This is a genomic window from Pontibacter brevis (assembly GCF_054779655.1).
This window is the reverse complement of sequence record NZ_BAAGXV010000011.1, coordinates 41,438-64,032: the sequence shown is the minus strand read 5'-3', so window position 1 is coordinate 64,032 and position 22,595 is coordinate 41,438. Positions and strand designations below refer to the sequence as shown.

Below are 22,595 nucleotides of genomic sequence, written 5' to 3'. Positions count from 1 at the left end.
AATAAGTATGAAAAGGATATTGATAGTAGATGACTCTTTCTACATGCGCACCTTGTTGAAAAACATGCTGTCAGATGCAGGTTACGAGGTAGTAGGGGAGGCACCAAACGGACAAACAGCGCTGGAACTGGCAAGGGAAACGAAACCCGACCTGATCACGCTGGATGTTATCCTGCCAGACAATACTGGCCTGGATGTGCTGAAAGGCATCAAGGCAGAGCAGCCTGACATGAAAGTAATCATTGTGAGCGCTGTAGGGCAGGAAGTAATTGTAAATGAGGCGATGGAGTATGGGGCTAAATCCTACATCGTGAAGCCATTTTCAGAAGAAAAAGTGCTGGAGGTGGTAAGTAAAGTTTTAGCAGAAGAATAACAGCCCGCCACTATAAAAATGCTTCAGGGGTAAAGCCTTTTAAGGCATTTGCGATAGTTCATTTAAAAGCAGGCAGTAAAGCATACAATGCCCTTTTATTTAAGCGAAGCCCGGGCAGGAGTGTGGTAGGCAGCAACAAGTCAGTTTAACTGACAGCGTAACATGAAATCAAGAGAAGAGGAGTATAAAGAAATATTTATTGCAGAGGCTCTGGAGTATTTCGATGCTCTGAACAGGCACATCAGCACCCTGGAAAAACAGCCGGACAACGAACAGACGCTGGCCGAAATATTCCGTTTGCTGCATAACCTGAAGGCCAACTCCAAGGCGATCGGCTATCTTCAGATCTCAGATGTTTCGCATAAGCTGGAGACGGCTTTCAGCCTTATCCGCAACAAGGAACTGGCATTCAGTGATGAAGTGGTGACGGTGCTGTTTGATGGGATTGACCTCCTGGGGGAGCTCATCACAGGCATCGACAGTAAAGAAGGAACAGAGCCAGACCCGGTGCTGCTGCGCAACCTCGACATCATTGTAGAGAATTTGTCTGACAGTGCCATCGAGCTGGCGAAGGTGCAGAAGTACAACACTTCCAAAAACCTGTCGCTGTCGGACCTGGTGTACATCCAGATTAAAAAACTGGACCACATGATGAACCTGGTGGGGGAATTGATGATTGACCGCGACCGTATCCTCTCTATCAGCAAAGACATGGGCAACGATGAGCTGAAGACAGTTAGCGCGCACCTGTACCGCATTACGGAAGACCTGCAGTATAGCGTGATGGATGCACGGCTGGTAAACATCGGGTCGCTTTTTAATAAGTTTCCGCGGATTGTACGCGACATTGCAGCAGCAGAGAAAAAAGAGGTGGACCTGGAGCTTATCGGCCAGAACATACAGATTGACCGTAATATTCTGCAGATCATGACAGACTCGTTGCTGCACCTGGTCCGGAATGCAGTGACACATGGCCTGGAGACGCCGGCAGAGCGGGAAAAGAAAGAGAAAGCACGTGTGGGGCACCTGGTTCTGAGCGCCAAGAGTGACCGGGAAAATGTGCTGATTGAACTCTCTGACGACGGCAGGGGAATGGATTACCAGCTGATTAAGCGCACTGCGGTGGAGCGGAACCTGATTACGGCAGATGCAGCCCAGGGAATCTCGGAAGCGGAAGCGCTGATGTTCCTGTTTGAGCCGGGCTTTTCTACAGCCAAAGAAGTAACAGAGTTCTCAGGGCGCGGTGTTGGGCTGGATGTGGTGAAAAATGCGGTAGACTCCATTGGCGGAAGGCTGATGGTAAAGTCGGAAATAGGAGAAGGTACTACCTTCACGATGCAGCTACCAACATCTATCGCGGTGAAGGGAGCGTTGCTGTTCGAGGTGGATGAAATATTCTACGCTATTCCACTCATCCACACGGAGCAGGTAATAGCGCTGGATAAAGATGAAATACATGAGGTGGGCGATGTCATGATCGCTGACCTGAAAGGAGAAGCCATAACCCTCGTATACCTGCACGAGCTGCTGAATGCGGAGGAGGGGCAGATGCGGTTGGGAGACAAGAGCCGATTAAAGGGTCAGGTGCAGAACATTGTGGTGGTATCCTATAACAACAGGAAATTAGGTTTGATAGTAGATAAATTATACAGGCAACAGGATATTGTGGTAAAGCCTATGAGTAAGCCACTCGACCGGATTGACCTGTATGGGGGGGTAACCCTGTTAGGGACAGGTAAAGTGTGCCTGGTGTTGGATGTACCAGCCACCACACGCTATTTTATTAACAGGAGGCAGGCACAGGAGCATGTTTAAAGTTTGTTTTTCAGGTGACAGGAAATGAGTTTTGAGCGTGCCTGAAGGGCAGGAAAGCTAAAATTTAAAGGCGACAAAATGATAACGGAACCTCATATAACGGAGTTAGAGCGAGACATAATCAAGGAGATCTTGAATATCGGGCTAGCCCGTGCAGCAGATTCTTTTGCTGCCATCGCAAAAGACAAGGTGCTGCTGAAGGTGCCCGATATCACGCTGATAGAGGTAAAGGATCTGCTGAATCTGGTCGCAAGATATGAGGATACGCACGTTATCATTCAGTCTGATGTAAAGGGGGAGTTTAACGGTGCCACCCTCATGCTTTTTTCTGATGACCATGTTGTGCGCCTTTCCGAAATCTGCCTGAGCATGCTGGAGGTGCAGAAGGGAGAACTGACTGTAATGCAGGAGTCATTGTTGCTTGAAATAAGCAACATTATCACGGGGGCACTTGTAACACAGCTGGCCAATATTCTTAAAGCCAACATCTATGGTTCGCCCCCAAAAGCCCCCAAAAGCCATATTGCCGACTCGCTAAAAGGCATACTGGTGCAGCACCCGCTGTTTCAGCCGCTTGTCTTCACAGTTGTCACCCAATTCACCCACAACTCCAAAAGCGTTGAGTTGCCGCTGCTGCTGTTCTTCGATACTAACACACTGCTGAAAATGCTGGATACCATCCGCACGTTTGAGCTTGGCAAAAACAATTTAACGGAAACCGATTAGGTGGAATAGCAGTAAGTGTAGCTAAAAAAAGCTATACCTTCAGTTTGCATGCCTAAAACGAAGCAGAATCTGAGTCGGTACGAGATAACGGGTTATGCGCTTATAGTAGCTGGAGCCGTCGTACTGATATGGGGAACCATTAAGTTTGACCTCATTCAAGAGTTATACGCAGCACCCGGAGAAAGGGAAGGAGGAACCTTTGGCGAATATGGCGAGTTTATCGGTGGCATTGTAGGCTCACTGTGGGCCCTGGCTGGGGTGTTTCTTTTCTTTGCCACGCTCACCTACCAGAAGCGGGAATTTGAATTGCAGCGTTTCGAGCTGCACAAGACCCAGAAAATTTTCCAGCAGCAGAATTTCTCCACGCTGTACATCAGCTTCATCAACAAACACAACGATATCATTGACTCCCTTGCCGCTTTTGACATTAACAAGAGCGAGTGGAAGGGGACTAACTTTTTCGTCTTCTTCCAGGAGAAGGTGCTGTCCTCGTTCATACAGAAAGTACGGGACCTGGAGCCACAGAACAGGACGGAGGAGGCACTGTTTAATATTTTCCGCGATTACTTTACCTACCACTTCTCCTTTTACCAGAACAGCCTGGACCCTTACCTCAAAAACCTAAGCGTGCTGTTCAAACTCATCCAGCGCTATCGCTCCGAAACCCACGACAAGGGCGAGTATTACAGTTTTATCACGAAAGCCAGTTTCACACAGTCAGAACTGTTCCTGATTTATCATGTCGCCCAGTTTAACCTGCTGAAAGAGTTCACTGCCTTTGACGACGCCTTTGATGTGTTCGAGGACCTGGTGGAGGAGTACAAGGTAGAAGCGATTATCCAGAAAGAGCTGCATTCAGCATAACAGGGCTGTATGGGACCAATATAAAATGCCTTGTCCTGCCGGGGCTGTTGCAGGACGATGGGGAAGAAACGGTGTAAATATTTAACACATTGGGCTCCAATGCAGTATATGTTTGTACTTATGTTTCACTTTTGATACTAGCGGCAGATTTCGTTTTTTTGCTGTCTTATCAATTTTTAACCATTCATACCCATTGATGAACGCTTTAGGCAGACACATTTTAGTTGAGTTTTACGATTGCTCTCCTGAACTGATGAACGATGTCGTTCATATAGAAAACAGCATGGTGGCCGCTGCTGAAACGGCCGGAGCAACCGTCATCAACAGCACGTTCCACCATTTCTCGCCCTATGGCGTTTCCGGGGTGGTGGTGATACAGGAAAGCCACCTGGCCATTCATACCTGGCCGGAGTATGGGTACGCGGCTGTAGACCTTTTTACTTGTGGCGACTCTGTTGATCCGTGGGTATCTTACAATTACCTGAAAGAGGCTTTTGAGTCCGGCCATGGTTCTTCTATGGAGTTGCGGCGTGGGCAGCTGAGTTTGCTGAAGCGCACAGACTTCAACCTGGACTCCCTGCGCAGCTTACCTCCAAAAACGGTGGAGGCAGACGGCGCCATTACGCGGGATGTGTGGTTTACGGAGCGCGATGAGAATATCGCCCTGTCGCTGAAGCACTCCGGGAACCAGCTCTACAAGAAAGACTCGCCTTACCAGCGCGTGGAAGTATACGAAACCCTGGCCTATGGCAACATGCTGACGCTGGATGGCATGGTGATGTGCACACAGAAAGATGAGTATGTGTACCATGAGATGATCACACACGTGCCCATGTTCAGCCACACCAAGGCAAAGCGTGCTTTAGTGATAGGCGGCGGAGACGGCGGTACGGTGCGCGAACTGCTGCGACACGAGCAACTGGAAGAGGTAACACTGGTAGAGATCGACGAATTGGTGATAGAAGCCTGCAAACTTCACCTGCCAGAAACAGCCGTTTCTTTCGATAACCCGCGCCTGAACCTGTTAATAGAAGACGGCATCAAGTATATCAATGAGTGCGAAGATGGCCGCTACGACCTCATTATTGTGGATTCTGCTGACCCTGTTGGGCCGGGAGAGGGGCTGTTTACCGCTGAGTTCTACAGCCAGGTATACCGTTGCCTGACCCCGGACGGCGTGATGGTAACGCAGTCAGAGTCGCCCCGCTTTAACAGTGGCGTGTTTGTGGAGATATATGATACTTATAAGCAGATCTTCGGGCAGGACAAGGTGCACTGCTACCTGGCAGCCATTCCTACTTACCCAACAGGCACCTGGAGCTTCTCTTATTCATCTAAGGGCGCATCGCACCCGCTCCGCTTCGACCAGGAGGCCGCAGCCAGGTTCTCTCAGGAGCAAGGCCTGAAATACTACAACGAGGCAATCCATGCCGCAGCCTTTGCGCTTCCAAATTTTGTGAAAGAGCTGCTGGTAAACGGATCTGAAAATGCAATTAAACAATACTCTGCAGAACCAACAAATGAATAGCAAAGAGCAAAAAATAGCCAATTTCGACCCAAACGGAGTTGGCGATATCAGCGGAGGCCTGTTTGGCCTGCCTTTTACAATTGAAGAATCTGAAGTAGTGATAATTCCTACCCCCTGGGAAGTTACCGTGTCTTACAGTGCCGGTACTGCAAAGGGCCCGCAGGCGGTGAAAGATGCCTCCCCACAACTAGATTTGTACGAGCCAAACATCAAAGATGCCTGGAAACTGGGTATTGCGATGGAGGAGATTTCTGAGGAATGGGCGGCTACAAGTGATGTGCTGCGTGAGAAGGCCGATGCTTATATCAGCTGGTTGGAGGCCGGAAGCCCTGAAGAAGGGAAGGAGCAGTTCGAAAACCTGCCAGCTGAGGTAACGGAAAAAGGAGAGGAGTTTCTGCAATGGCTGAAGCAAAAATCGCTGGATTACCTGGAGCAAGGCAAGCTGGTAGGGGTGCTGGGCGGCGACCACAGCACACCGCTTGGCCTGATGCACGCCCTGGCAGAGAAGAACGAAGAATACGGCATCCTGCAGATTGACGCCCATGCTGATTTGCGCGAGGCTTACGAAGGCTTTGAGTATTCCCATGCCTCTATCATGTACAATGCCCTGAAACTGCCACAGGTAAAGAAACTGGTGCAGGTGGGTATCCGTGACCTGGCGCAGTCCGAGGCAGAGCTGGCAGAGCAGTCGAATGGCCGTGTGACCATCTTCTATGATGCGAAAATGAAGGAAAAGATGTTCGAAGGCGACAGCTGGAAGAAAGAGTGCAAGAAAATAATAGCGCAGCTGCCCCAGAAAGTGTACGTCAGCTTTGACATTGACGGGCTGGACCCGAAACTGTGCCCTGGAACAGGTACGCCGGTTCCAGGTGGCCTGGAGTTTGAGCAGGCCATGTTCCTGATAAAGCAGCTGGTGAAATCTGGACGCGAAATCATCGGGTTTGACCTGTGTGAAGTAGCGCCCGGCGATACAGAATGGAATGGCAATGTGGGTGCCCGCGTGCTGCTAAAGCTATGCAACATGATGGCAGCTTCACAGAAGCGCTTGGAAGCCCAGTTATAGGTCTTCAGTCGGAGCGCTGCTGTATGTTCAGCGGGTGCTGATAACCTTGGCATTCTCTTTTTAAGATAGTATTTGTCAACCCTTGCAGGCCGCCGTGCCTGTGAGGGTTTCTCTTTTACATAAGCCTAGAGAAATAAGCAGAAGCTATCTTTATAACGGTACCACCGTAAGGAAGACACAACAATGACGCATAAAATTTAACCAGAAAAAAAAACTATGGGATTGATTATTAAACTATTGATTGTTGTGGCGGCTGCTTTATTTTCATCATATCTTTTACCCGGTGTGCATATAGCAGGCTTTATGTCGGCAGTTATATTAGCTATTGTGCTGGCCATATTAAATACGATTGTAAGGCCGATACTGGTTTTCCTGACCATTCCGGTTACTATTCTAACGCTAGGCCTGTTCCTGCTGGTAATCAATGCACTTATTATCTTACTGGCTGGTGCCATTGTGCCGGGTTTCACTGTAGACGGCTTCCTGTGGGCGCTGCTGTTTAGCCTTGTCATGTCTGTCACTACCGCTGTGCTGGATATGATATTTGCGCGCTAAGGGGATAAAAACATACAAAAAAAGAGGCGGGGCCAGCAAACAGTGCTGGCCCCGCCTCTTTTTTTGTATGCCCGGGAGCGCTTATTTCTTTTGCATCCACTCCTCGCAGGCGCTGGCGCATTCTTCACAGGCATCCGCACACTTCTGGCAATGGTCGTGCTCATGCTTGCGGCATTCTTCTGCACACAGGCGGCAAATTTCAATACACTCCTTCATTACATGCTTGGCATGGTCGGAGTTACGAGCCACAAAGCGTGCTGTTAAAAGGCAGATGTCGGCACAGTCGCGGTCTAGCATGATGCAGCGCGCCATCATTTTAACATTATCTTCCTGCAGGCAAAGGGTGGCGCAGGTTTCGCAGGCTGTCATGCATTTTACCAGTACGTGCTCTAAGTTGTTCGTTATCTCTGATTTCATAGCTTTGGTTTTAAATATTACTTTGTGCACTAAAATACGGGTGGGAGAGGGTATAGTTATTTCAGCAGTGCAGGTGTGGTCCCTGAACCTGCAGATGCAGAAAATAATGGTTACCTTTGTAAAGAAAATTGGAGGCTGATAAAGCGAATATAAGGCTTTAAGAGACAAAGACATGGTAACGATACGAGAGGCGAGGGAAGCCCTGAAACTATATTTTGGATATGAGCAGTTCCGGCCCATGCAGGAGCAGATCATCAACAGTGTACTGCAGAAAAAGGATGTAGTGGTACTGATGCCAACAGGTGGGGGGAAGTCGGTTTGTTACCAGGTTCCTGCAGTGGTGCAGCCCGGATTGTGTGTGGTGGTGTCTCCGCTGATAGCCCTGATGAAAGACCAGGTAGAGGCGCTAGTGGCAAACGGTATTCCTGCTGCCTACATCAACAGTTCCCAAACCCCGGAGCAACAGTATCAGATTGAGAACGACTGCCTGGAGGGAAAGCTGAAGCTGTTGTACGTGTCGCCTGAAAAGCTTCTTTCGTCTGGTTTCCTGTCGTTCCTGGGCAGGGTAAATGTGTCGCTGTTTGCTGTGGATGAGGCTCACTGTATTTCCGCCTGGGGGCACGACTTCAGGCCGGAGTATACACAACTAAAAGCCCTGAAGCAGCAGTTCCCTGATTTACCAGTCATCGCCCTTACAGCCACGGCCGACAAACTCACCCAGAAAGACATACAGGAGCAGCTGTACCTGCAGAATCCGGAAGTGTTTGTCGCCTCCTTCGACAGGCCAAACATCAACCTGACGGTGAAGCCGGGGCGCGACCGGTTTAACAAAATAACAGAGTTTATCAGCAACCGGCCTAAGCAGCCGGGCATCATCTACTGCCTTAGCCGGAAAGCAACGGAGTCGATGGCACAGAAACTGAAACAGAATGGTTTTAACGCCACCTTCTACCATGCTGGTATGTCTGCCCCGCAGCGGGCGAAGGCGCAGGAGGCTTTCCTGAAAGATGATGTGCTGATTGTCTGCGCTACGGTGGCGTTCGGGATGGGCATCGACAAGTCTAATGTGCGGTGGGTGATTCACTACAACCTGCCTAAAAACATTGAAGGGTACTATCAGGAAATTGGCCGTGCCGGGCGTGATGGCGCCAAGGCGGATGCCCTGCTGTTTTACTCCTTTGCTGATGTGATGAACATGCGCAACATGCTGCAGGAAAACGAAAGCGATAAGAACCAGACAGAGCTGCAGCTGGTAAAGCTGGAGCGTATGCAGCAGTTTGCGGAAGCTGCCGCCTGCCGCCGCCGTATTCTGCTGCAGTATTTCGGGGAGACCATGCAGAAGGACTGCGGCAACTGCGACATCTGCCGCAACCCGCCCACCACCTTCGACGGGACGCAGCTGGTGCAGAAAGCGCTTTCGGCTATTGCCCGTACGCAGGAGCGCGCCAACATGGGCCTGCTGGTGGATGTGTTGCGTGGCGCACGCAACAGCCAGGTGCTGCAATCTGGCTTCGACAAAATCAAGACATACGGTGCCGGACGCGATATAAACACCCTGGACTGGCACCGCTACCTGCACCAGATGCTGAACAGTGGTTTGGTGGAAATGGCCTATGACCAGGGCTATACCCTGAAGCTGACAGAGCAAAGCCGCAAGGTGCTGTTCGATGGCAAGCAGGTGCAGTTAGTGAAGTTTGAGGAAGTGAAGCAGGCAGAAGAAGCTGCTGTGAAGCCACGTCCGAAGCGGGAGCTGATCAAGGATGCCCTTTTCGATCGCCTGCGTGCACTACGGAAGCGCCTGGCAGATGAAATGGGCGTGCCGCCTTACGTGGTGTTTACTGACAGCACACTGCAGGAGATGGCAGCAGAGCGCCCAACCAACCGGATTGCCATGCTGTCCATATCAGGGGTAGGGGCGCAAAAATTTGACAGGTTTGGCGATGCCTTCATCACGGAAATCATAGACTTCATTAACGAAGAGCAGGCAAAGGGTAACAAAATGAAAGGTGCCACCCACCTTGCCACCTTTGAGATGTTGCAGCAAGGCTACACAGTAGAGCAAATCTCCAGGCAGCGGAACCTTAACCCTGTTACCATTTACTCTCACCTGGCCACGCTTTACGAGCAAGGCTACAACGTAGACATGTCGAAGTATGTGACGAAGGCAGAATACAAAGCCATTGCCATCGCCATTTCCAGGCACGGTACAGAGGCGAAGTTGAAGGATTTGTATGAGGCACTTGGGGAACAGTATGAATACTACAAAATCCGGCTGTGCGTCTCTATCTATAAAAAGCAGAATTCCTGGGCCTGATAAAAACTGAATCCCTAAAACAGGAACGGCTGCCCTCAAAGGGCAGCCGTTCCTGTTTTAACCTGGGAATGCTTATTTAACCGATGCTATCGGATCCGGTATATTGTCTTTGTCGCCGGTGATGGTGCCTTGTGAGAACACGGTACCTCTTAGTAACAGCACGCCCGCCACGTGAGGCGCAGCCATGGAAGTGCCGTAGGCCCCGCCACTAAAGCCGCCTCCTTTTGTAGTAACAGTCACGTTCACACCAGGGGCTGCAAAATCAACGGAAGCACCATAGTTTGATTTGTCCCACAAACGCCTGTATATATCCATAGCAGAAACGGTATAAACACCGGGCGCATCTACACGGGCAGGAGAACTCTCATAGCAGTCCACGGCACTGTTGCCTGCTGCTATGGCGAAAAGAATGCCTTTGGCTGCTGCTGTCCGCACCGCATTATCCAGGGTAGTAGACATGCCGCTGCCCAGGCTCATGTTGACTACATCACCTGGCTTTCCGTTATTGGACACGTGGTTTACAGCATTAATAGCCCTTGACAGTGTTCCAGCTCCTGCATCATCAAACACACGCAGGGCAATGATGGTAGCGTTGGCTGCTACCCCAATCATACCGGAGCCGTTGTTTTTAGCAGCTATGATGCCGGCAACAGAAGTGCCGTGGCCGAAGCCGTCCTCAACAGACGGGTTCTGGTAGATAAGAGACAAGCTTCTGTTCAGATCTACGTTCAGGTCCGGGTGGTCGGTATCTATACCAGAGTCTATTACCCAAACTGTTTTGCCTGTGCCGTCTCCGTAGCCAACCAATTCAATGTTCCAGGGCACATGCTCACCCGCCAGAGGCGCAATAGTAGGGTAGGCTGGCGCTGCTGTTGCAGGTTCAGACGGAGTGGTTGGCTCAGTTGGTGCAGGCTCTGTTGGTTCTGGTTCTGTTGGTTCCGGTTCTGAAGGGGTAGGTTCCGTTGGTTCTGGTTCAGTTGGTGCAGGCTCTGTAGGAGCAGGTTCAGCTGGTGCCGGCTGTTCTGGTTCCGGATCCGGTGTAACAGTTTTGTCTTTCCCGTTGCCACCGCCCTTGGTGCTGCCTCCTTTGGTACCTCCCTTCGTTGAGATAACCCTGGATGCCTTGCCAAGAAAAACGTAACGGTCCTGCTCCACATAGGCTACTTCCGGCCTGCTGCGGAGCGCAGCAAGTTGCTCTTCCGTAAGACGGGCGGCAAAACCTCTTATACCCCCCTCATACACCTGGCTCACAACAGCAGCGTTAATGCCGGAGGCTTCATATAGCGTTTGGCGTATTTTGGCTTCTGAGGCCCGCACGGCTGAAAAGTTGTTTCCGTCACTGCCTGAGGCGACACCAGTGTTGCCATTTTTAAACACGACAATGTATTGCCCTTCAATTGGCTGCCCATGGCTAAAAGCATCAGTAGCGACAGGGGATGAGAATTGATCTTCCATAAGGTCTTCCTTCTGGCAACCGGAAGTGAGAGCCAACACAGATGCAAGCGCGACACAGGATAAGGATTTTCTTAAAGTGCTTGTTAACAACATAGCATACAATTATATAAGGGTGTATTTTCTGGCAGCATGCTATTTTCGGAAGCGGCTATCCGGTTGCAGGCAGGCACTGTTCCAAAGGAGCCTTTTCCTGCTTTTGCGACGGAGGCGGTTGTTTTTCTATCAAAAACCTACAGACATACCACTCCCGTTATGGAGGTGGAACTCCTCTTGATAGGAGAATAACACTGCCATTGATAGGATTTAATCGTGATATATTAGGGAATGTTAATTTTGTAGAGTTATTGCATATCTCCAATAATAGCGGTTTTTAATATTGTAAATGTAGTTGATTTAAAAGCTATAAACCAAATATATAGCTGGTGAGGTTACAACAAAAAATTGTATTTTATAAACTATTTTTGCCTGTTATGTTGAGTGAATCTTTTTAAGTTCGTTTATAGGAGTACAATTTTAAATTTATTAGCAAAAACTGCTAAAATAATTAGTAATATTGCTTTGCGTTTAGTATTTTTACAAACAAGTGGCGATGTAGCCACAGAGAAGTATGAACTAAAGCTTAGGCTATATATGCAACTGGTAACTTCAAACATCAGGCATTTGCGCAAGGGCGCTGGACTCACCCAGGCGCAACTGGCAGAGAAATTAGATATAAAGCGATCGTTGGTCGGGGCTTATGAGGAGGGCAGAGCAGAACCAAAGCTTAGTACGCTGGTGAATGTTGCAAAGCTTTTCGATGTGTCGCTTGACGAACTCATTACGGCAGATTTAACAAGAGAAGGAGTAAGAGGCGCGGCTACCGATGGGCAGGCTAAAACTACCGGCGGCAGCATGCGCGTGCTGGCCATCACCGTAAACGACGAAGAAAAAGAAAATATAGAGTTGGTGCCTTACAAGGCCAGTGCCGGTTACCTTAATGGTTATGCCGATGCTGAGTTTATAGAAGACCTGCCACGCTTCCGCTTGCCTATGCTAGGTACTACCGGTACCTTCAGAGCCTTTGAGATAAGTGGCGATTCCATGTTGCCGATCGCATCAGGCACCGTGATCGTAGGGCGTTATATAGAAGACTGGAACCAGATAAAGGACGGCACGCCGTGTATTATTGTGAGCCAGAAAGAAGGGGTGGTTTTCAAGCGGGTATTCAATAAAATCAAAGATACAGCGGTATTACACTTGCACTCCGACAACCCGGTGTACTCGCCGTACGAGGTACATGTAGAGGACGTGGTGGAGATTTGGGAAGCCAAGTCTTATATCAGCTCCACCTTTCCGATTGCTGACCTGTCACTGGATAAGCTTTCATCTATTGTGCTGGACCTTCAGAAAGAGGTGCAAAAGCTTAAGAAAGTCGACTAAAACGCAGGGCATTTATTCAAGCCTGGCATTGCATTACGAGCAGTGCCAGGCTTTTTTTATGCCCGACACTGCCCAATCAGCCTATTTTCTAACAAGAAAGAACAATATGCGTAAAGCCATAGCAAAGCCAAAGCACATATTCAAACACAAACGTACTACCAGATACAAAACTATGATCACACTGATAACCGCCGCCGAGCGTCATAATGCAGAAGTAGGGGACTGGTTGAAGTCCCACTACCATTTATCGTTTGCCGATTACTACGACCCTAATAATGTTGAGTTCGGGCCTTTGCGCGTGTTTAACGAAGATATCATCAAACCTCATTCCGGGTTCCCCACACACCCGCATGCGGAGATGGAAATTGTTAATATTGTGCTGGACGGAGAACTGACGCATAAAGACGACCTGGGGCATGAAGCAACCGTAAAAGCGGGAAGCGTGCAACGAATTACTGCTGGTAAGGGAATCAACGTGACCGAAACGAATGAAACTGACAACCCGCTTCACGTCTTCCAGTTGTGGTTCCTGCCAAACAAGCGTGGTTTAGCACCGTCCTACGAGTCTATGACGCTGGACTTTCTGGATACGAAAAACAACCTCGTACCTTTGGTGACCGGGCAGAAGGTGCTGGAGAATGTGGCTTATATGAACTCGAATTCTACTGTATACTATGGTAGCCTGGGGCAGGGCGAGAACTATGACTTTAAGACTTTCAAAATTCGCAAGACCCTCATTTATCTGATTGATGGGAGCATGCTTGTCAATAACATGGAGGTGGACAAGCATGACCAGGTGCGGCTGGAGTTTCTGGATGTGGTATCGCTGCATGGTAGAAGTGATGCCAGGTTCCTGCTGATTGATGTGCCTGCCGCAGAGGCTAACTATTAAGAATTTACGGTACAGCTGGTTTCTTTGTCAGCCATGTACCTTAATTTGATAACGCAACTTATTTTATAGCAGCCTGTGCAAACATGCTGCTATTTTTTATAATGTACAAAGACTTTCCATCTATAAAAGCTTTGCTTGATGATCGGGTTGAGAAATATAACCAGCCTGCTTTTATCCCGAACGACCCTGTCTCTATTCCGCATCGCTTCACGAAGAAGCAGGATATTGAAATCAGCGGCTTCTTTGCGGCTATACTGGCATGGGGGCAACGCAAAACCATCATCAACAACTGTCTGAAACTGATGGAGCTCATGGACAATGCGCCACACGATTTTATCCTGCACCACCAGGAGCATGACCTGCAGCGCTTCCTGGGTTTTAAGCACCGTACTTTCAACGACACCGACCTGCTGTACCTGATTTACTTTTTTCGGCAGTACTACCAACAGCATGATTCCCTCGAAACAGCCTTTACCGGTGAGCAGAAGGAGTATCAGAATCAGAAAGACAGGCTGGAGCATTTTCATAACCTGGTGTTCAGCCTGGAAGATGCGCCACAACGTACGCGCAAGCACATTGCCACTCCTGCCCGTAAGTCTGCTTGCAAACGGCTAAATATGTACCTGCGTTGGATGGTGCGGAAAGATAATGCCGGGGTGGATTTTGGCCTGTGGAACGCAATGCAAATGAGTGACTTGGTGTGTCCGTGCGATGTGCATGTGGAGCGGGTGGCACGCCGCCTCGGTCTCATCACGCGAAAAGGCATGGACTGGGAAACAGCCGCGGAGCTAACCGCACATCTAAGAGATTTCGACCCACACGACCCGGTGAAGTATGATTATGCTTTGTTCGGCCTCGGGATAGAGGAAAAGTTTTAGCGAAAAGGTATTTCCCTGGCTCTGATGCACCTCAGAAAGGTGGTACTATCCTAATCTTCTTCGCTATCGCTTCAGTGGAGGAAGGTAAATGCAGCACACTTAACTAGGGCTGTCTCCTTATAGTATCATTATTTACCTCTATCCAGTGTCCGTCCGGGTCCTGAAAGTATACCTGCTTCACGCCGTCCACGCGCACAGTGGGTGCTTTGGCAGTGCCGGGCCAGTTGGTGTAGTTTACCTGTTGTTTGTTTAGGTTGGCGATAAAGTCCTCTATTAATGGAACACTAAAGCAGAGGTGGTCATTTTTGTCGCGTTTTATGTTCTGTTCTGCTCCTTGGATCAGGTGAAGCTGACCTGCAGGCCCAAGTGTGAACCAGGTGTGTTTTCCGTCTTTAAAAGGCTCCGGAATCTGCTTAAGTTGTAATACATTCTCATAGAAAGCGGTGCTCTTCTCCAGGTTGTGCACATACATGGCAATATGGTTCAGCGCGATGGTTGGAGCATTGTCCTGCTTTGTAGTCTGCGCACTTGCAGCTTGCAGCGAAAGGCTGAATAAAACTAAGAATATGAAACGGAGGCTGGTTTTCATAAAAGCGGTGTATATCTGGTTAAATCAAGATACAGATTATTTATCAAAACAGGTCAAAAGCCGCAAATATTTGACTGCAATCAAGGGACACCAGTTTACTTCCAATGATGATGTGGCATTGTCTTTCCTGATTATACCGTTTCTGGTTTCATTCAAAATCCTGTCGTTCATGTTGATAGCTTTTTTAGCACTGCTTCTTTTTCGAAACCGCATTTTTCCAGTACCCTGCAAGTTGCCTTTGGATGACCTGAAGTACCAGAAAAAAACCTCAGCAAAGGGGCCGCAGCAACAAAAGATATCCATACACTGAAACTGCGGTACAAGGAGACAGAAGGCCGTAAGACAGTGCAACAGGTGCACAGATAAAATCTTCGAAATTTTAAATTTATTTAGAAAAAATATAGTATATTTTGTGGGTGTAAAGTGCAGAAGATTTCTTGTGTTGGTTCTGTTTATATAAGATTCAAACTCTATTCATATCTTTTTCAGATGAAGCACAGCATTTTCGAACCCGAAATCAAACCGCTGCTTTTTGAGCGGGTGGATAAGCTCCAGCCAGATACCCCAGGCAGGTGGGGCAAGCTAACTGCAACCCAGATGATACGCCATCTTACGGAGGCAAACCGCATGGCATTTGATGAAGTACCAATGCCTGACAGGAGCAATTTCATGACCCGCACGCTGTTTAAATGGATGTTTCTGAGCAATATCAAACCCCCGGGGAGGGAAAAAGGTAACGTGAAGACTTTCCCGGAGGTGGATGTAGTGGGCCTGGGAATAGCAGTGGAGGATATTGAATCTGAAAAGAAAAAGTACAAAGCCATAGTAGAGCGGCTGATTCGTACTCCTGCGTTAAGCAAAACGCACACAGTCTTCGGAAAGATGAGCAGAAACGACTGGGGATACTTAGCGTATGCCCATGCTGATTACCACCTTACACAGTTTGGCATTTGAGTGCTATCACCGAAAGTATAAAGCTTCTGGAAGAACAACTGCAGGTATCTGAAGATACAGTTTGCAGGGTTGACCTGTTAAATCGCCTGGCCTATGAGTTAAGGCACACCGATACTTCCTTGTCTTTGCAAAGAAGCCGGGAGGCTATTGCGCTTGCAGAAGAGGCGGCTTATCGAAAAGGGGTGGCCGACGGTTACCTGAACCAAGGGTTTGCGGAAATGGTGCTGGCTAATTATAGCACGGCCCTGGAATTAACTACTAAAGCAGCCCATATATTCAAAAAGTTAAAAGATAAACAGGGGAGGAGCCGTGCGCTTTATAATGCGGGCCTTGTGTACAGGAGCATCGGCGACTATAACCAGGCACTGGAGTCCAGCCGGCAAAGCCTTGTGTTGCGGCGAGCCATTGGTGACCAGGAAGGGGAGGCGGCTTGCCTGATGCAGCTGGGCTACATAAACGTGCAGTTCGGAAATCCGGAAGAAGCTTATAAACACTACGCCAGGAGTACCGAAATCAGAAGGAAAATAAATGACCGTGCAGGAATTGCAGCTGTGCTGGTAGGTGTGGCTATCATTGAGCAGCAGTGGCAGCAATTTAAACAGGCGGAAGCGCATCTGCTGGAGAGCCTGGCCATCCGGAAAGAGATAGGAGAGATGCATGGGTGGCTGGTTTCTATGAACTACCTCGGTGACCTGTATTACAAGTTGGACAGGCTCAGTGAGGCGGAAGCGCTTTATGCAGAGGCACTGGCACAGGCAAAGCAGCATTCTAACCCTTTCCCGGCTAACTATTGCCGTTTGTGTACCAGCATGGCTAGAGTGGTATGGCTTGCGAAAAACACGAGGAGGCCATTGCTTACCTGGAACAGGCTTTAGCTACCGCCATTGGGGCAAACCTGAAGTACCTCCTGTACGATGTCTATTTCGCCCTTTCAGAAGTCTACAGGAAAACGGGAGATTTCGAAAAGGCCCTAAAGTACTATGAGCAGTTCCACCTGAACAAAGAAGAAGTCATCAACCTTTCGGCTAGTGCCAAACTTAAAAACCTGGAGCTCTCCAACCAGATAGAAGCAGAAAGAAAAGCAGCGGAAATTCACCGCCTTCGCCATATAGAGCTGAAGAAAACCTACGAAAAGCTGCAGAACACGCAGGAGCAGTTAATACAGTCTGAAAAAATGGCCTCGCTGGGGGAGCTTACTGCCGGAGTGGCACATGAGATACAGAACCCCTTAAACTTCGTGAATAATTTTTCGGAGGTAAGCATAGAGCTGATACAGGAGCTGCAGGAAGAAAGGCAAAAAGAAGTAAGAGATGCCGACCTGGAAAATGACATCATTAAAATGCTGGAAGATAACCTGGCAAAAATACACCACCACGGTAAAAGAGCCGACAGTATTGTAAAAGACATGCTGGAGCATTCAAAGGCATCAGGAGGGGAGAAGCAACCTGTTGATCTGAATGTGCTGGCAGATGAATACCTGCGCCTGTCGTACCATGGCTTCCGGGCGAAAGACAAAAGCTTTGTAGCTAAACTTGTTACTGAGTTTGAAGAAGGGTTGGCAAAAGTGAACGCGGTACCACAGGGAATCGGCCGCGTGCTGCTTAATCTTTACAATAACGCCTTTTACGCTACGCAGAAAAAGCTAAAGCAAACCGGTAACGGCTATCAGCCGGAGTTGAAAGTGACAACGCATCAGCAGGACGGGAAAGTAGAAATCAGGGTAAGGGATAACGGTATCGGCGTGCCGCATGAAATAAAAGACAAGATCTTTCAGCCCTTTTTCACTACCAAGCCAACAGGACAGGGGACAGGTCTTGGCCTCTCCATTAGCTACGAGATCATAACCAAAGGCCATGGCGGCGTGCTCCGTGTGGAGTCAGAAGAAGGGGAGTTTAGTGAATTTACGCTGCAGCTGCCGCAGTAGCGCAAAGCATCTTTTTTAACTCCTGTTATAAAAGAGCAGGAGGTTTCTTTTCCTATAAATTAAACTCTTCTAATTTTCTTTCTATTGTTTCTTTGTCAGGGTATGCCGGTTGTGAGCCATAGGTTTCTGTGGCAAGAGAGGTGGCTGTTACAGCAAAGCGTAAAGCATTTCCTGCTTCCTGTCCCTCCCAGACAGCGAAGGCAAGAGCACCGGCAAAAGCATCGCCTGCACCTGTGGTGTCTGTCACCTCCACATCCGGAGCCGGCACAAAATGACGTTGGTTGACTGAAGTCATGACAAAACCTTCTTCCCCAAGTTTTATAATGACGTGGCGTGTACCTTTCTTCTGGATCTCCTCACATGCGCGGAAACCATCGGCTTTATTTTTTATTTCAAACCCAACAATACGCTCGGCTTCTGACTTGTTTGGCGTAAGATAGTCTGCCAGTTCATAATAGTCCTCTTGCATCTGGTCAGCGGGGGAAGGATCCAGAACGACTTTGAGTTTTCTCTTTATGGCCGCCTCCATTGCCTGTTTTACAACAGTAGCGGGCACTTCCAAATCCACGCCGAGCACGGAGCCATCAGGAGCATCTGCGATAGCCTGTTTCACCAGGTCCGGGCCCTCAGGTTCCCAATTCTGGTTTGCATTAGCGGAGAGGATGATGGTTTTCTTGCCGTCAGCCCGCACAACTATCATGGAAAGGCCTGTGCGCTGACCCTGTAGTTTTTTTACATGCTCCAGGTTTATGCCTGCCTCTTTCAAAGGGTTTAGTGCCTCCTGTGCTTCACTGTCGTCGCCGGTTCGGGCCAGTAACAGTGCAGGAGCTCCGAGTTTGCGCGCCAGGAACGCGCGGTTAGCGCCTTTCCCACCTCCCAGTGTCATAAAATCATGCGCTAATAACGTTTCCCCAGGGTCCGGCCAGCGCTCAGTTCTTACCTGTATGTCTTTATTGATGCTTCCTAAAGAAAGGATATAGGCTCCGTCCATTGTTATTTATTTGAGGGTGCGGTGAAAATATTGCTCCTTCTTTGGTTACGGATATCCTGCTTTACAGGTGTACAACGAAAGGTTTTATAAGGGCGCAGCACACCTGTTTCGTCCTAAAGGGTATGCACCTCCAGGAACAGGCTCGCCACACAATGAAGCAGGGGGTGGTGAGGATTTCGATAGGGCTTTAAGGTGTAGGAGCGGCGTGTAATTCCGTAAAGCTTAACGCTGCTTTTGGAACAATAGCCTCTACAAAGTACATGTCTATTTCTCCTTTGTTCTTTGCGTCCACTTTACCGCGGTAGGTGCAAACAAAATCATCTTTCACAAGCTCATAGGTAGCCCCCGAAATGTTTACTTTTCCCTCCTGGCAGCTGGACTCCATGCGTGAAGCCGTGTTCACGGTGTCTCCCCAAATGTCATAAGCGAACTTTTGCGTGCCTACAACACCGGCTACTACCGGCCCGGTATGTATCCCAATCCTAATCTCAAACCGATGCTTCCTGGGCTGGTTATCCGGGTTCAGGTTTTCTACAAAGGCCAGTATCTCCAGCCCGGCCCTGACCACATCAGCAGGCGTGTTCGCATCCGGGTTGGGTATACCACCCGCACACATGTAAGCGTCACCAATTGTTTTGATTTTCTCGATGTTGTATTTAGCGATAATGCGGTCGAAGGCGCAGAAGTAAAAATCAATAACAGCAACCAGTTCTTCCGGCGACAGATCCTCGCTTATCTTGGTGAAGTTTTTGAAATCAGTGAACAGAACCGTCACGGTTTCATAGCTTCGGGCAACGGTACGGCCATTGGCTTTCAGTTCACCAGCCGTTTCAGCTGGCAGGATGCTGAGCAGCAGGTCATCCGACTTTTTCTTTTCGGCCTCCAGTTGCGCCGTCCGCTCGTTCACCAGTTTTTCAAGGCCTATTTTTGATGCAATCAGGTGGCGGTGCTTCACTTTGATGATGGCCCAGACAAGAAGACCCCATACGATGATGTATGTACCATACGCCCACCAGGTGCGGTAAAAAGGAGGCAGCGATTCGAACTCAAAACTAGCAACCGGGCTGATACTGCCATAAATGTTTTTTGACCTTACGTTGAAGATGTATTTCCCCTCATCCAGGCCCGAAAATTCTTTCTTTGTCTCAGAGGTCCAGTGCGACCATTTTTCGTTTTCGCCTCCTTTCAGCATATAGCTGTACACCTGCTGACCAGGGGCATCAAAAGAAGTGCCGGCATATTCAAAACTGATGGACCTGATAGCATGCGGCAGCTTAAACTTAAAACTGGCAGACTGTTCCACGACAGCGGCGTTCGCACCGGCAAAAGCACCATGAAAGACTGTGGAATCACCAGCCAGCTTTATCTTTCTGAGTACCGTATGCTGCCTGGCTTTATAGTCTTTGGGAACCTGGGGGTTATAACGGTAAATATCTTCGGTGGTACACAGCCAGACAACTCCTTCTGCATCTGTATAAATTTTCCAGACGTCCACCTGCGGCATTTTGCTTAAGGCAATGGTATCCCACACGTAAGCCTTGTCCTGCAGCTTGCGCAACCGGCCCGTACGGAACTCTGACGTAAGCCACACATGTCCTTTTCTGTCCTGTGTCAGGTTGATTGCCTCCCGGGAGCCGTCCGCAAAACTTCCACCAAATGTAGCATCCGGTGTCAGCTGAAATCGCTTCCCAACCTGCTGCAGGCTGTAGATGCCTTTGCTGGTGCCGAAGTACACTTTTCCGTCTACGCTTTGTGCCTGAAACCTGCGCAGGTTCTTAGCCTGTTCAGCAGGTGGTTTAAAGTTGCGTACGGGCGGCTGTAAGCTCTTTTCTTCGGAATCGTCGAGCGCAGATATGTCATTTTTGGAGGATGCCCAAAGCAAATCATGTTTGTCTGCTGCCAACCATATAACATCATGGTTCACGCCTTCTACTTTTCCATGCCACTTCCACTTCCCTCTGTGGTGCGTCATGATAGAAAGGCCTTTTGATGAGCCAATATAAAATTTGTCCGGGTTGTTATTCGAACGGTAGACGCATTTGTAGATAATATCTTCCGCAGGTGGTGGGGAAATCCTTTCCAGTTTGTTCTGTTTGAGTAAGTATACCCCGGGGGTACTTACTACCAGCAGGGCCTTTCCTACATCAAGCACCTGCCACACCTCATTTTGCAGTTCGGGCAACTTCCGGAAAGAGGGAAGCGCTTCATTTTCGTTTAGCACAAATAAGCCCGAAGACGTAGCGGCGTATAGCTGTTCATTTTTCTTCAGCACATCCAGTACAATGCCTTCCAGACCCGAAGAAGCGCTCAGGTAGGTGACAGGCGAAGGATAGTCAATGCGGCTCAGGCCTTTATTTAAGCCAGCCCACAGACCACCTTCTTTGTCGGTGTAGAGGTTTAAGACACCATTGTCACTTAGGCCGTCTTGTTTGTCTATTACAGTTTTTATCTGCCCTTCATAGTTCATGACCACCACGCCGCTGGAGAGAGTAGCGAGGGCAATGGTACCATCTGCTAAAGGGAGCCCCTGCATATAATTCTCCTGTTCCAGCACGCTGGCAGGGGTAGGCAACAGCTTTTTTAACTCACGGTCTTTGAACGTGTACAAACCCTGATCAAAAGTAACCACAAAAAAGTTGCTTCCTCCTTCGGTAACAGAAGGAAGGGGCAGGAGAGCTACTGTGTTCAAAGCAATAAAGTTTTCACCCCCAGGCAAAGGTTTGAAGCGTTCATTTTCCAGTACGCAAAGTCCCCTTTTTTTATCTATGAGGTAAAGCTTATTATGGATGGAGAAAATACGGCCCAGCCTTGTTTTGCTTTCCCAAACCTTGAACCCCTTGCCAGACCAGCGAAAGAGGCTGTTTTCGGCGCTGAAATATACATCTGGCCCTACGGCTGCTACCTTGCCTATACGAACTTCGGGGTACCTGCCCTTCAGGTGAGGCAGCAAAGAAATGAACTGCATGCTGCCTGCAGAATCCGGACTAAGGTAGCCAAAGTCGTGGGTACTGCCCACAAATATTCTGCCTTCGCTGTTTTTAACCAACTGGAAACGGTCCTCATAGGCTGTCCCTTTTACTGCCTGCCACGTCAGCCCGTCATATTCCATCACGCCGCTCGTGTTGCTGATGTAAATAACACCCCTGTCATCCTGTATAATATCCCAGTTCTGCGGACTGGAGACAAACCCTTTGTTTAGATAGGCCGATGGCGGAAAGGTCTGTACAAATGGATCTCCCAGTTGCGCCAGTGCCACGTCACTACCCATCAGAAAGAATATGGCAATGAGAAGATATTTAATCATGTGGATATTTTTTGATCCGATAAAACTAAATACATATACGAACTATTTATTTTTAGATATAATTTAGTACTTTTATTTGAAGTGAAAGCCGGTTTTGATTGAGTATGAAAGTGAAAACCTTAAGATAGTTGTAATATGCCGCAAGGAACTGTAGTAGCCGTAAGACCAGTGGGTCTGCATGAAAATGAGTTTGATGAAGTTATCCAAACACAATTTGAGGGAACCGACAGGCAAAGGATATTAAGAGGGATGCTTGATGTCTGCAGTACAGAAGGAGAACCAGACATAAATCCTCGGGAAAGATTGCCTTGCCTGATACTGGACAATCAGCTACCTCCTGATTTTGTAGAGGGAGAATGTGGTAATCCTGAAGCTACGGTATTTAATTTCAAAGTTGGCAGAGTCCCTGTAAAATTTGGATATGATTTAAGAAGGGTTTAGCCGGAGATACAGCCCCGGCAATATTCCGTGAGTTAATCTCCGAGTTAGCTATTACCTGCATTTTACTTTAGTTTTTGATGTAAACATAAACAC

21 protein-coding genes are annotated in these 22,595 nt (G+C 48.7%); 16 read left to right on the top strand and 5 right to left on the bottom strand.

What is annotated here, in order from left to right; all coding sequences use genetic code 11:
- Positions 1 to 7: 7 nt before the first annotated feature.
- From ACYVB1_RS02780 to ACYVB1_RS02750, 7 genes are all read left to right on the top strand, one after another.
- Positions 8 to 373 (top strand): response regulator, encoded by a 366-nt coding sequence (locus ACYVB1_RS02780; protein WP_460920291.1) that lies wholly within the window; start codon positions 8 to 10, stop codon positions 371 to 373.
- A gap of 162 nt (positions 374 to 535) precedes the next feature.
- Positions 536 to 2,188, top strand: a complete 1,653-nt coding sequence (locus ACYVB1_RS02775) for a chemotaxis protein CheA (protein WP_460920289.1) — start codon at positions 536 to 538, stop codon at positions 2,186 to 2,188.
- A gap of 78 nt (positions 2,189 to 2,266) precedes the next feature.
- Positions 2,267 to 2,914, top strand: a complete 648-nt coding sequence (locus ACYVB1_RS02770; protein WP_460920287.1) for a chemotaxis protein CheC — start codon at positions 2,267 to 2,269, stop codon at positions 2,912 to 2,914.
- A gap of 48 nt (positions 2,915 to 2,962) precedes the next feature.
- Positions 2,963 to 3,778 (top strand): putative phage abortive infection protein, encoded by an 816-nt coding sequence (locus ACYVB1_RS02765; protein ID WP_460920285.1) that lies wholly within the window; start codon positions 2,963 to 2,965, stop codon positions 3,776 to 3,778.
- Between the two features lie 196 nt (positions 3,779 to 3,974).
- Positions 3,975 to 5,306, top strand: a complete 1,332-nt coding sequence (gene speE / locus ACYVB1_RS02760; protein ID WP_460920283.1) for a polyamine aminopropyltransferase — start codon at positions 3,975 to 3,977, stop codon at positions 5,304 to 5,306.
- Positions 5,299 to 6,369 (top strand): agmatinase family protein, encoded by a 1,071-nt coding sequence (locus tag ACYVB1_RS02755; protein WP_460920280.1) that lies wholly within the window; start codon positions 5,299 to 5,301, stop codon positions 6,367 to 6,369. The genes speE and ACYVB1_RS02755 overlap by 8 nt, the downstream gene beginning before the upstream one ends.
- Before the next feature lie 216 nt (positions 6,370 to 6,585).
- The gene (locus ACYVB1_RS02750; RefSeq protein WP_460920278.1) at positions 6,586 to 6,924 is read left to right on the top strand and encodes a phage holin family protein; all 339 of its coding nucleotides are present in this window, start codon (positions 6,586 to 6,588) and stop codon (positions 6,922 to 6,924) included.
- Between the two features lie 81 nt (positions 6,925 to 7,005).
- Here the strand turns inward: ACYVB1_RS02750 and ACYVB1_RS02745 are convergent, their stop codons facing one another.
- On the bottom strand, positions 7,006 to 7,341 hold the full coding sequence (locus ACYVB1_RS02745; RefSeq protein WP_460920276.1) for a four-helix bundle copper-binding protein: 336 nt from the start codon (positions 7,339 to 7,341) through the stop codon (positions 7,006 to 7,008).
- A gap of 172 nt (positions 7,342 to 7,513) precedes the next feature.
- On the opposite strand from ACYVB1_RS02745, the gene recQ reads away from it, so the two are divergent.
- Complete coding sequence (gene recQ / locus ACYVB1_RS02740; protein ID WP_460920274.1) at positions 7,514 to 9,655, top strand: DNA helicase RecQ; 2,142 nt, start codon at positions 7,514 to 7,516, stop codon at positions 9,653 to 9,655.
- A gap of 72 nt (positions 9,656 to 9,727) precedes the next feature.
- Here recQ and ACYVB1_RS02735 read toward each other — a convergent pair whose 3' ends face one another.
- A complete protein-coding gene (locus tag ACYVB1_RS02735; RefSeq protein WP_460920272.1) occupies positions 9,728 to 11,110 on the bottom strand; it encodes a S8 family serine peptidase in 1,383 nt (460 codons plus the stop codon).
- 129 nt (positions 11,111 to 11,239) lie between these two features.
- Between ACYVB1_RS02735 and ACYVB1_RS02730 the strand changes: the two genes are divergently transcribed.
- From ACYVB1_RS02730 to ACYVB1_RS02715, 4 genes are all read left to right on the top strand, one after another.
- A complete protein-coding gene (locus tag ACYVB1_RS02730; RefSeq protein ID WP_460920270.1) occupies positions 11,240 to 11,395 on the top strand; it encodes a hypothetical protein in 156 nt (51 codons plus the stop codon).
- A 345-nt stretch (positions 11,396 to 11,740) separates the two neighbouring features.
- Positions 11,741 to 12,529, top strand: a complete 789-nt coding sequence (locus ACYVB1_RS02725) for an XRE family transcriptional regulator (protein ID WP_460920267.1) — start codon at positions 11,741 to 11,743, stop codon at positions 12,527 to 12,529.
- A 172-nt stretch (positions 12,530 to 12,701) separates the two neighbouring features.
- A complete protein-coding gene (locus tag ACYVB1_RS02720) occupies positions 12,702 to 13,421 on the top strand; it encodes a pirin family protein (RefSeq protein WP_460920265.1) in 720 nt (239 codons plus the stop codon).
- Positions 13,422 to 13,504: 83 nt separating this feature from the next.
- Complete coding sequence (locus ACYVB1_RS02715) at positions 13,505 to 14,299, top strand: TIGR02757 family protein (RefSeq protein ID WP_460920263.1); 795 nt, start codon at positions 13,505 to 13,507, stop codon at positions 14,297 to 14,299.
- A gap of 103 nt (positions 14,300 to 14,402) precedes the next feature.
- On the opposite strand, the gene ACYVB1_RS02710 is transcribed toward ACYVB1_RS02715, so the two are convergent.
- Positions 14,403 to 14,888: a VOC family protein gene (locus tag ACYVB1_RS02710; protein ID WP_460920261.1), complete on the bottom strand. Its 486-nt coding sequence runs from the start codon at positions 14,886 to 14,888 to the stop codon at positions 14,403 to 14,405.
- A 489-nt stretch (positions 14,889 to 15,377) separates the two neighbouring features.
- On the opposite strand from ACYVB1_RS02710, the gene ACYVB1_RS02705 reads away from it, so the two are divergent.
- From ACYVB1_RS02705 to ACYVB1_RS02695, 3 genes are read left to right on the top strand one after another with little or no spacing between them, the layout of a single operon-like run.
- A complete protein-coding gene (locus tag ACYVB1_RS02705; RefSeq protein ID WP_460920259.1) occupies positions 15,378 to 15,842 on the top strand; it encodes a DUF1569 domain-containing protein in 465 nt (154 codons plus the stop codon).
- The gene (locus ACYVB1_RS02700; protein ID WP_460920257.1) at positions 15,839 to 16,717 is read left to right on the top strand and encodes a tetratricopeptide repeat protein; all 879 of its coding nucleotides are present in this window, start codon (positions 15,839 to 15,841) and stop codon (positions 16,715 to 16,717) included. The genes ACYVB1_RS02705 and ACYVB1_RS02700 overlap by 4 nt, the downstream gene beginning before the upstream one ends.
- A complete protein-coding gene (locus tag ACYVB1_RS02695) occupies positions 16,666 to 17,766 on the top strand; it encodes an ATP-binding protein (protein ID WP_460920254.1) in 1,101 nt (366 codons plus the stop codon). The genes ACYVB1_RS02700 and ACYVB1_RS02695 overlap by 52 nt, the downstream gene beginning before the upstream one ends.
- A 52-nt stretch (positions 17,767 to 17,818) precedes the next feature.
- Here the strand turns inward: ACYVB1_RS02695 and ACYVB1_RS02690 are convergent, their stop codons facing one another.
- Both ACYVB1_RS02690 and ACYVB1_RS02685 read right to left on the bottom strand, forming a co-directional pair.
- Complete coding sequence (locus ACYVB1_RS02690) at positions 17,819 to 18,757, bottom strand: ribokinase (RefSeq protein WP_460920252.1); 939 nt, start codon at positions 18,755 to 18,757, stop codon at positions 17,819 to 17,821.
- A 187-nt stretch (positions 18,758 to 18,944) separates the two neighbouring features.
- The gene (locus ACYVB1_RS02685) at positions 18,945 to 22,061 is read right to left on the bottom strand and encodes an adenylate/guanylate cyclase domain-containing protein (protein ID WP_460920250.1); all 3,117 of its coding nucleotides are present in this window, start codon (positions 22,059 to 22,061) and stop codon (positions 18,945 to 18,947) included.
- 135 nt (positions 22,062 to 22,196) lie between these two features.
- Between ACYVB1_RS02685 and ACYVB1_RS02680 the strand changes: the two genes are divergently transcribed.
- Complete coding sequence (locus ACYVB1_RS02680; RefSeq protein WP_460920248.1) at positions 22,197 to 22,502, top strand: hypothetical protein; 306 nt, start codon at positions 22,197 to 22,199, stop codon at positions 22,500 to 22,502.
- Positions 22,503 to 22,595: the final 93 nt, after the last annotated feature.

Coding starts and splice junctions, on each gene's coding strand:
- ACYVB1_RS02695 (WP_460920254.1), top strand. CDS start 16,666: ATGGCTTGCGAAAAACACGAGGAGGCCATTGCTTACCTGGAACAGGCT.
- ACYVB1_RS02715 (WP_460920263.1), top strand. CDS start 13,505: ATGCTGCTATTTTTTATAATGTACAAAGACTTTCCATCTATAAAAGCT.
- ACYVB1_RS02755 (WP_460920280.1), top strand. CDS start 5,299: ATGAATAGCAAAGAGCAAAAAATAGCCAATTTCGACCCAAACGGAGTT.
- ACYVB1_RS02770 (WP_460920287.1), top strand. CDS start 2,267: ATGATAACGGAACCTCATATAACGGAGTTAGAGCGAGACATAATCAAG.
- ACYVB1_RS02750 (WP_460920278.1), top strand. CDS start 6,586: ATGGGATTGATTATTAAACTATTGATTGTTGTGGCGGCTGCTTTATTT.
- ACYVB1_RS02720 (WP_460920265.1), top strand. CDS start 12,702: ATGATCACACTGATAACCGCCGCCGAGCGTCATAATGCAGAAGTAGGG.
- speE (WP_460920283.1), top strand. CDS start 3,975: ATGAACGCTTTAGGCAGACACATTTTAGTTGAGTTTTACGATTGCTCT.
- recQ (WP_460920274.1), top strand. CDS start 7,514: ATGGTAACGATACGAGAGGCGAGGGAAGCCCTGAAACTATATTTTGGA.
- ACYVB1_RS02710 (WP_460920261.1), bottom strand. CDS start 14,888: ATGAAAACCAGCCTCCGTTTCATATTCTTAGTTTTATTCAGCCTTTCG.
- ACYVB1_RS02690 (WP_460920252.1), bottom strand. CDS start 18,757: ATGGACGGAGCCTATATCCTTTCTTTAGGAAGCATCAATAAAGACATA.
- ACYVB1_RS02780 (WP_460920291.1), top strand. CDS start 8: ATGAAAAGGATATTGATAGTAGATGACTCTTTCTACATGCGCACCTTG.
- ACYVB1_RS02775 (WP_460920289.1), top strand. CDS start 536: ATGAAATCAAGAGAAGAGGAGTATAAAGAAATATTTATTGCAGAGGCT.
- ACYVB1_RS02705 (WP_460920259.1), top strand. CDS start 15,378: ATGAAGCACAGCATTTTCGAACCCGAAATCAAACCGCTGCTTTTTGAG.
- ACYVB1_RS02765 (WP_460920285.1), top strand. CDS start 2,963: ATGCCTAAAACGAAGCAGAATCTGAGTCGGTACGAGATAACGGGTTAT.
- ACYVB1_RS02745 (WP_460920276.1), bottom strand. CDS start 7,341: ATGAAATCAGAGATAACGAACAACTTAGAGCACGTACTGGTAAAATGC.
- ACYVB1_RS02685 (WP_460920250.1), bottom strand. CDS start 22,061: ATGATTAAATATCTTCTCATTGCCATATTCTTTCTGATGGGTAGTGAC.
- ACYVB1_RS02725 (WP_460920267.1), top strand. CDS start 11,741: ATGCAACTGGTAACTTCAAACATCAGGCATTTGCGCAAGGGCGCTGGA.
- ACYVB1_RS02680 (WP_460920248.1), top strand. CDS start 22,197: ATGCCGCAAGGAACTGTAGTAGCCGTAAGACCAGTGGGTCTGCATGAA.
- ACYVB1_RS02730 (WP_460920270.1), top strand. CDS start 11,240: ATGCTATTTTCGGAAGCGGCTATCCGGTTGCAGGCAGGCACTGTTCCA.
- ACYVB1_RS02735 (WP_460920272.1), bottom strand. CDS start 11,110: ATGGAAGATCAATTCTCATCCCCTGTCGCTACTGATGCTTTTAGCCAT.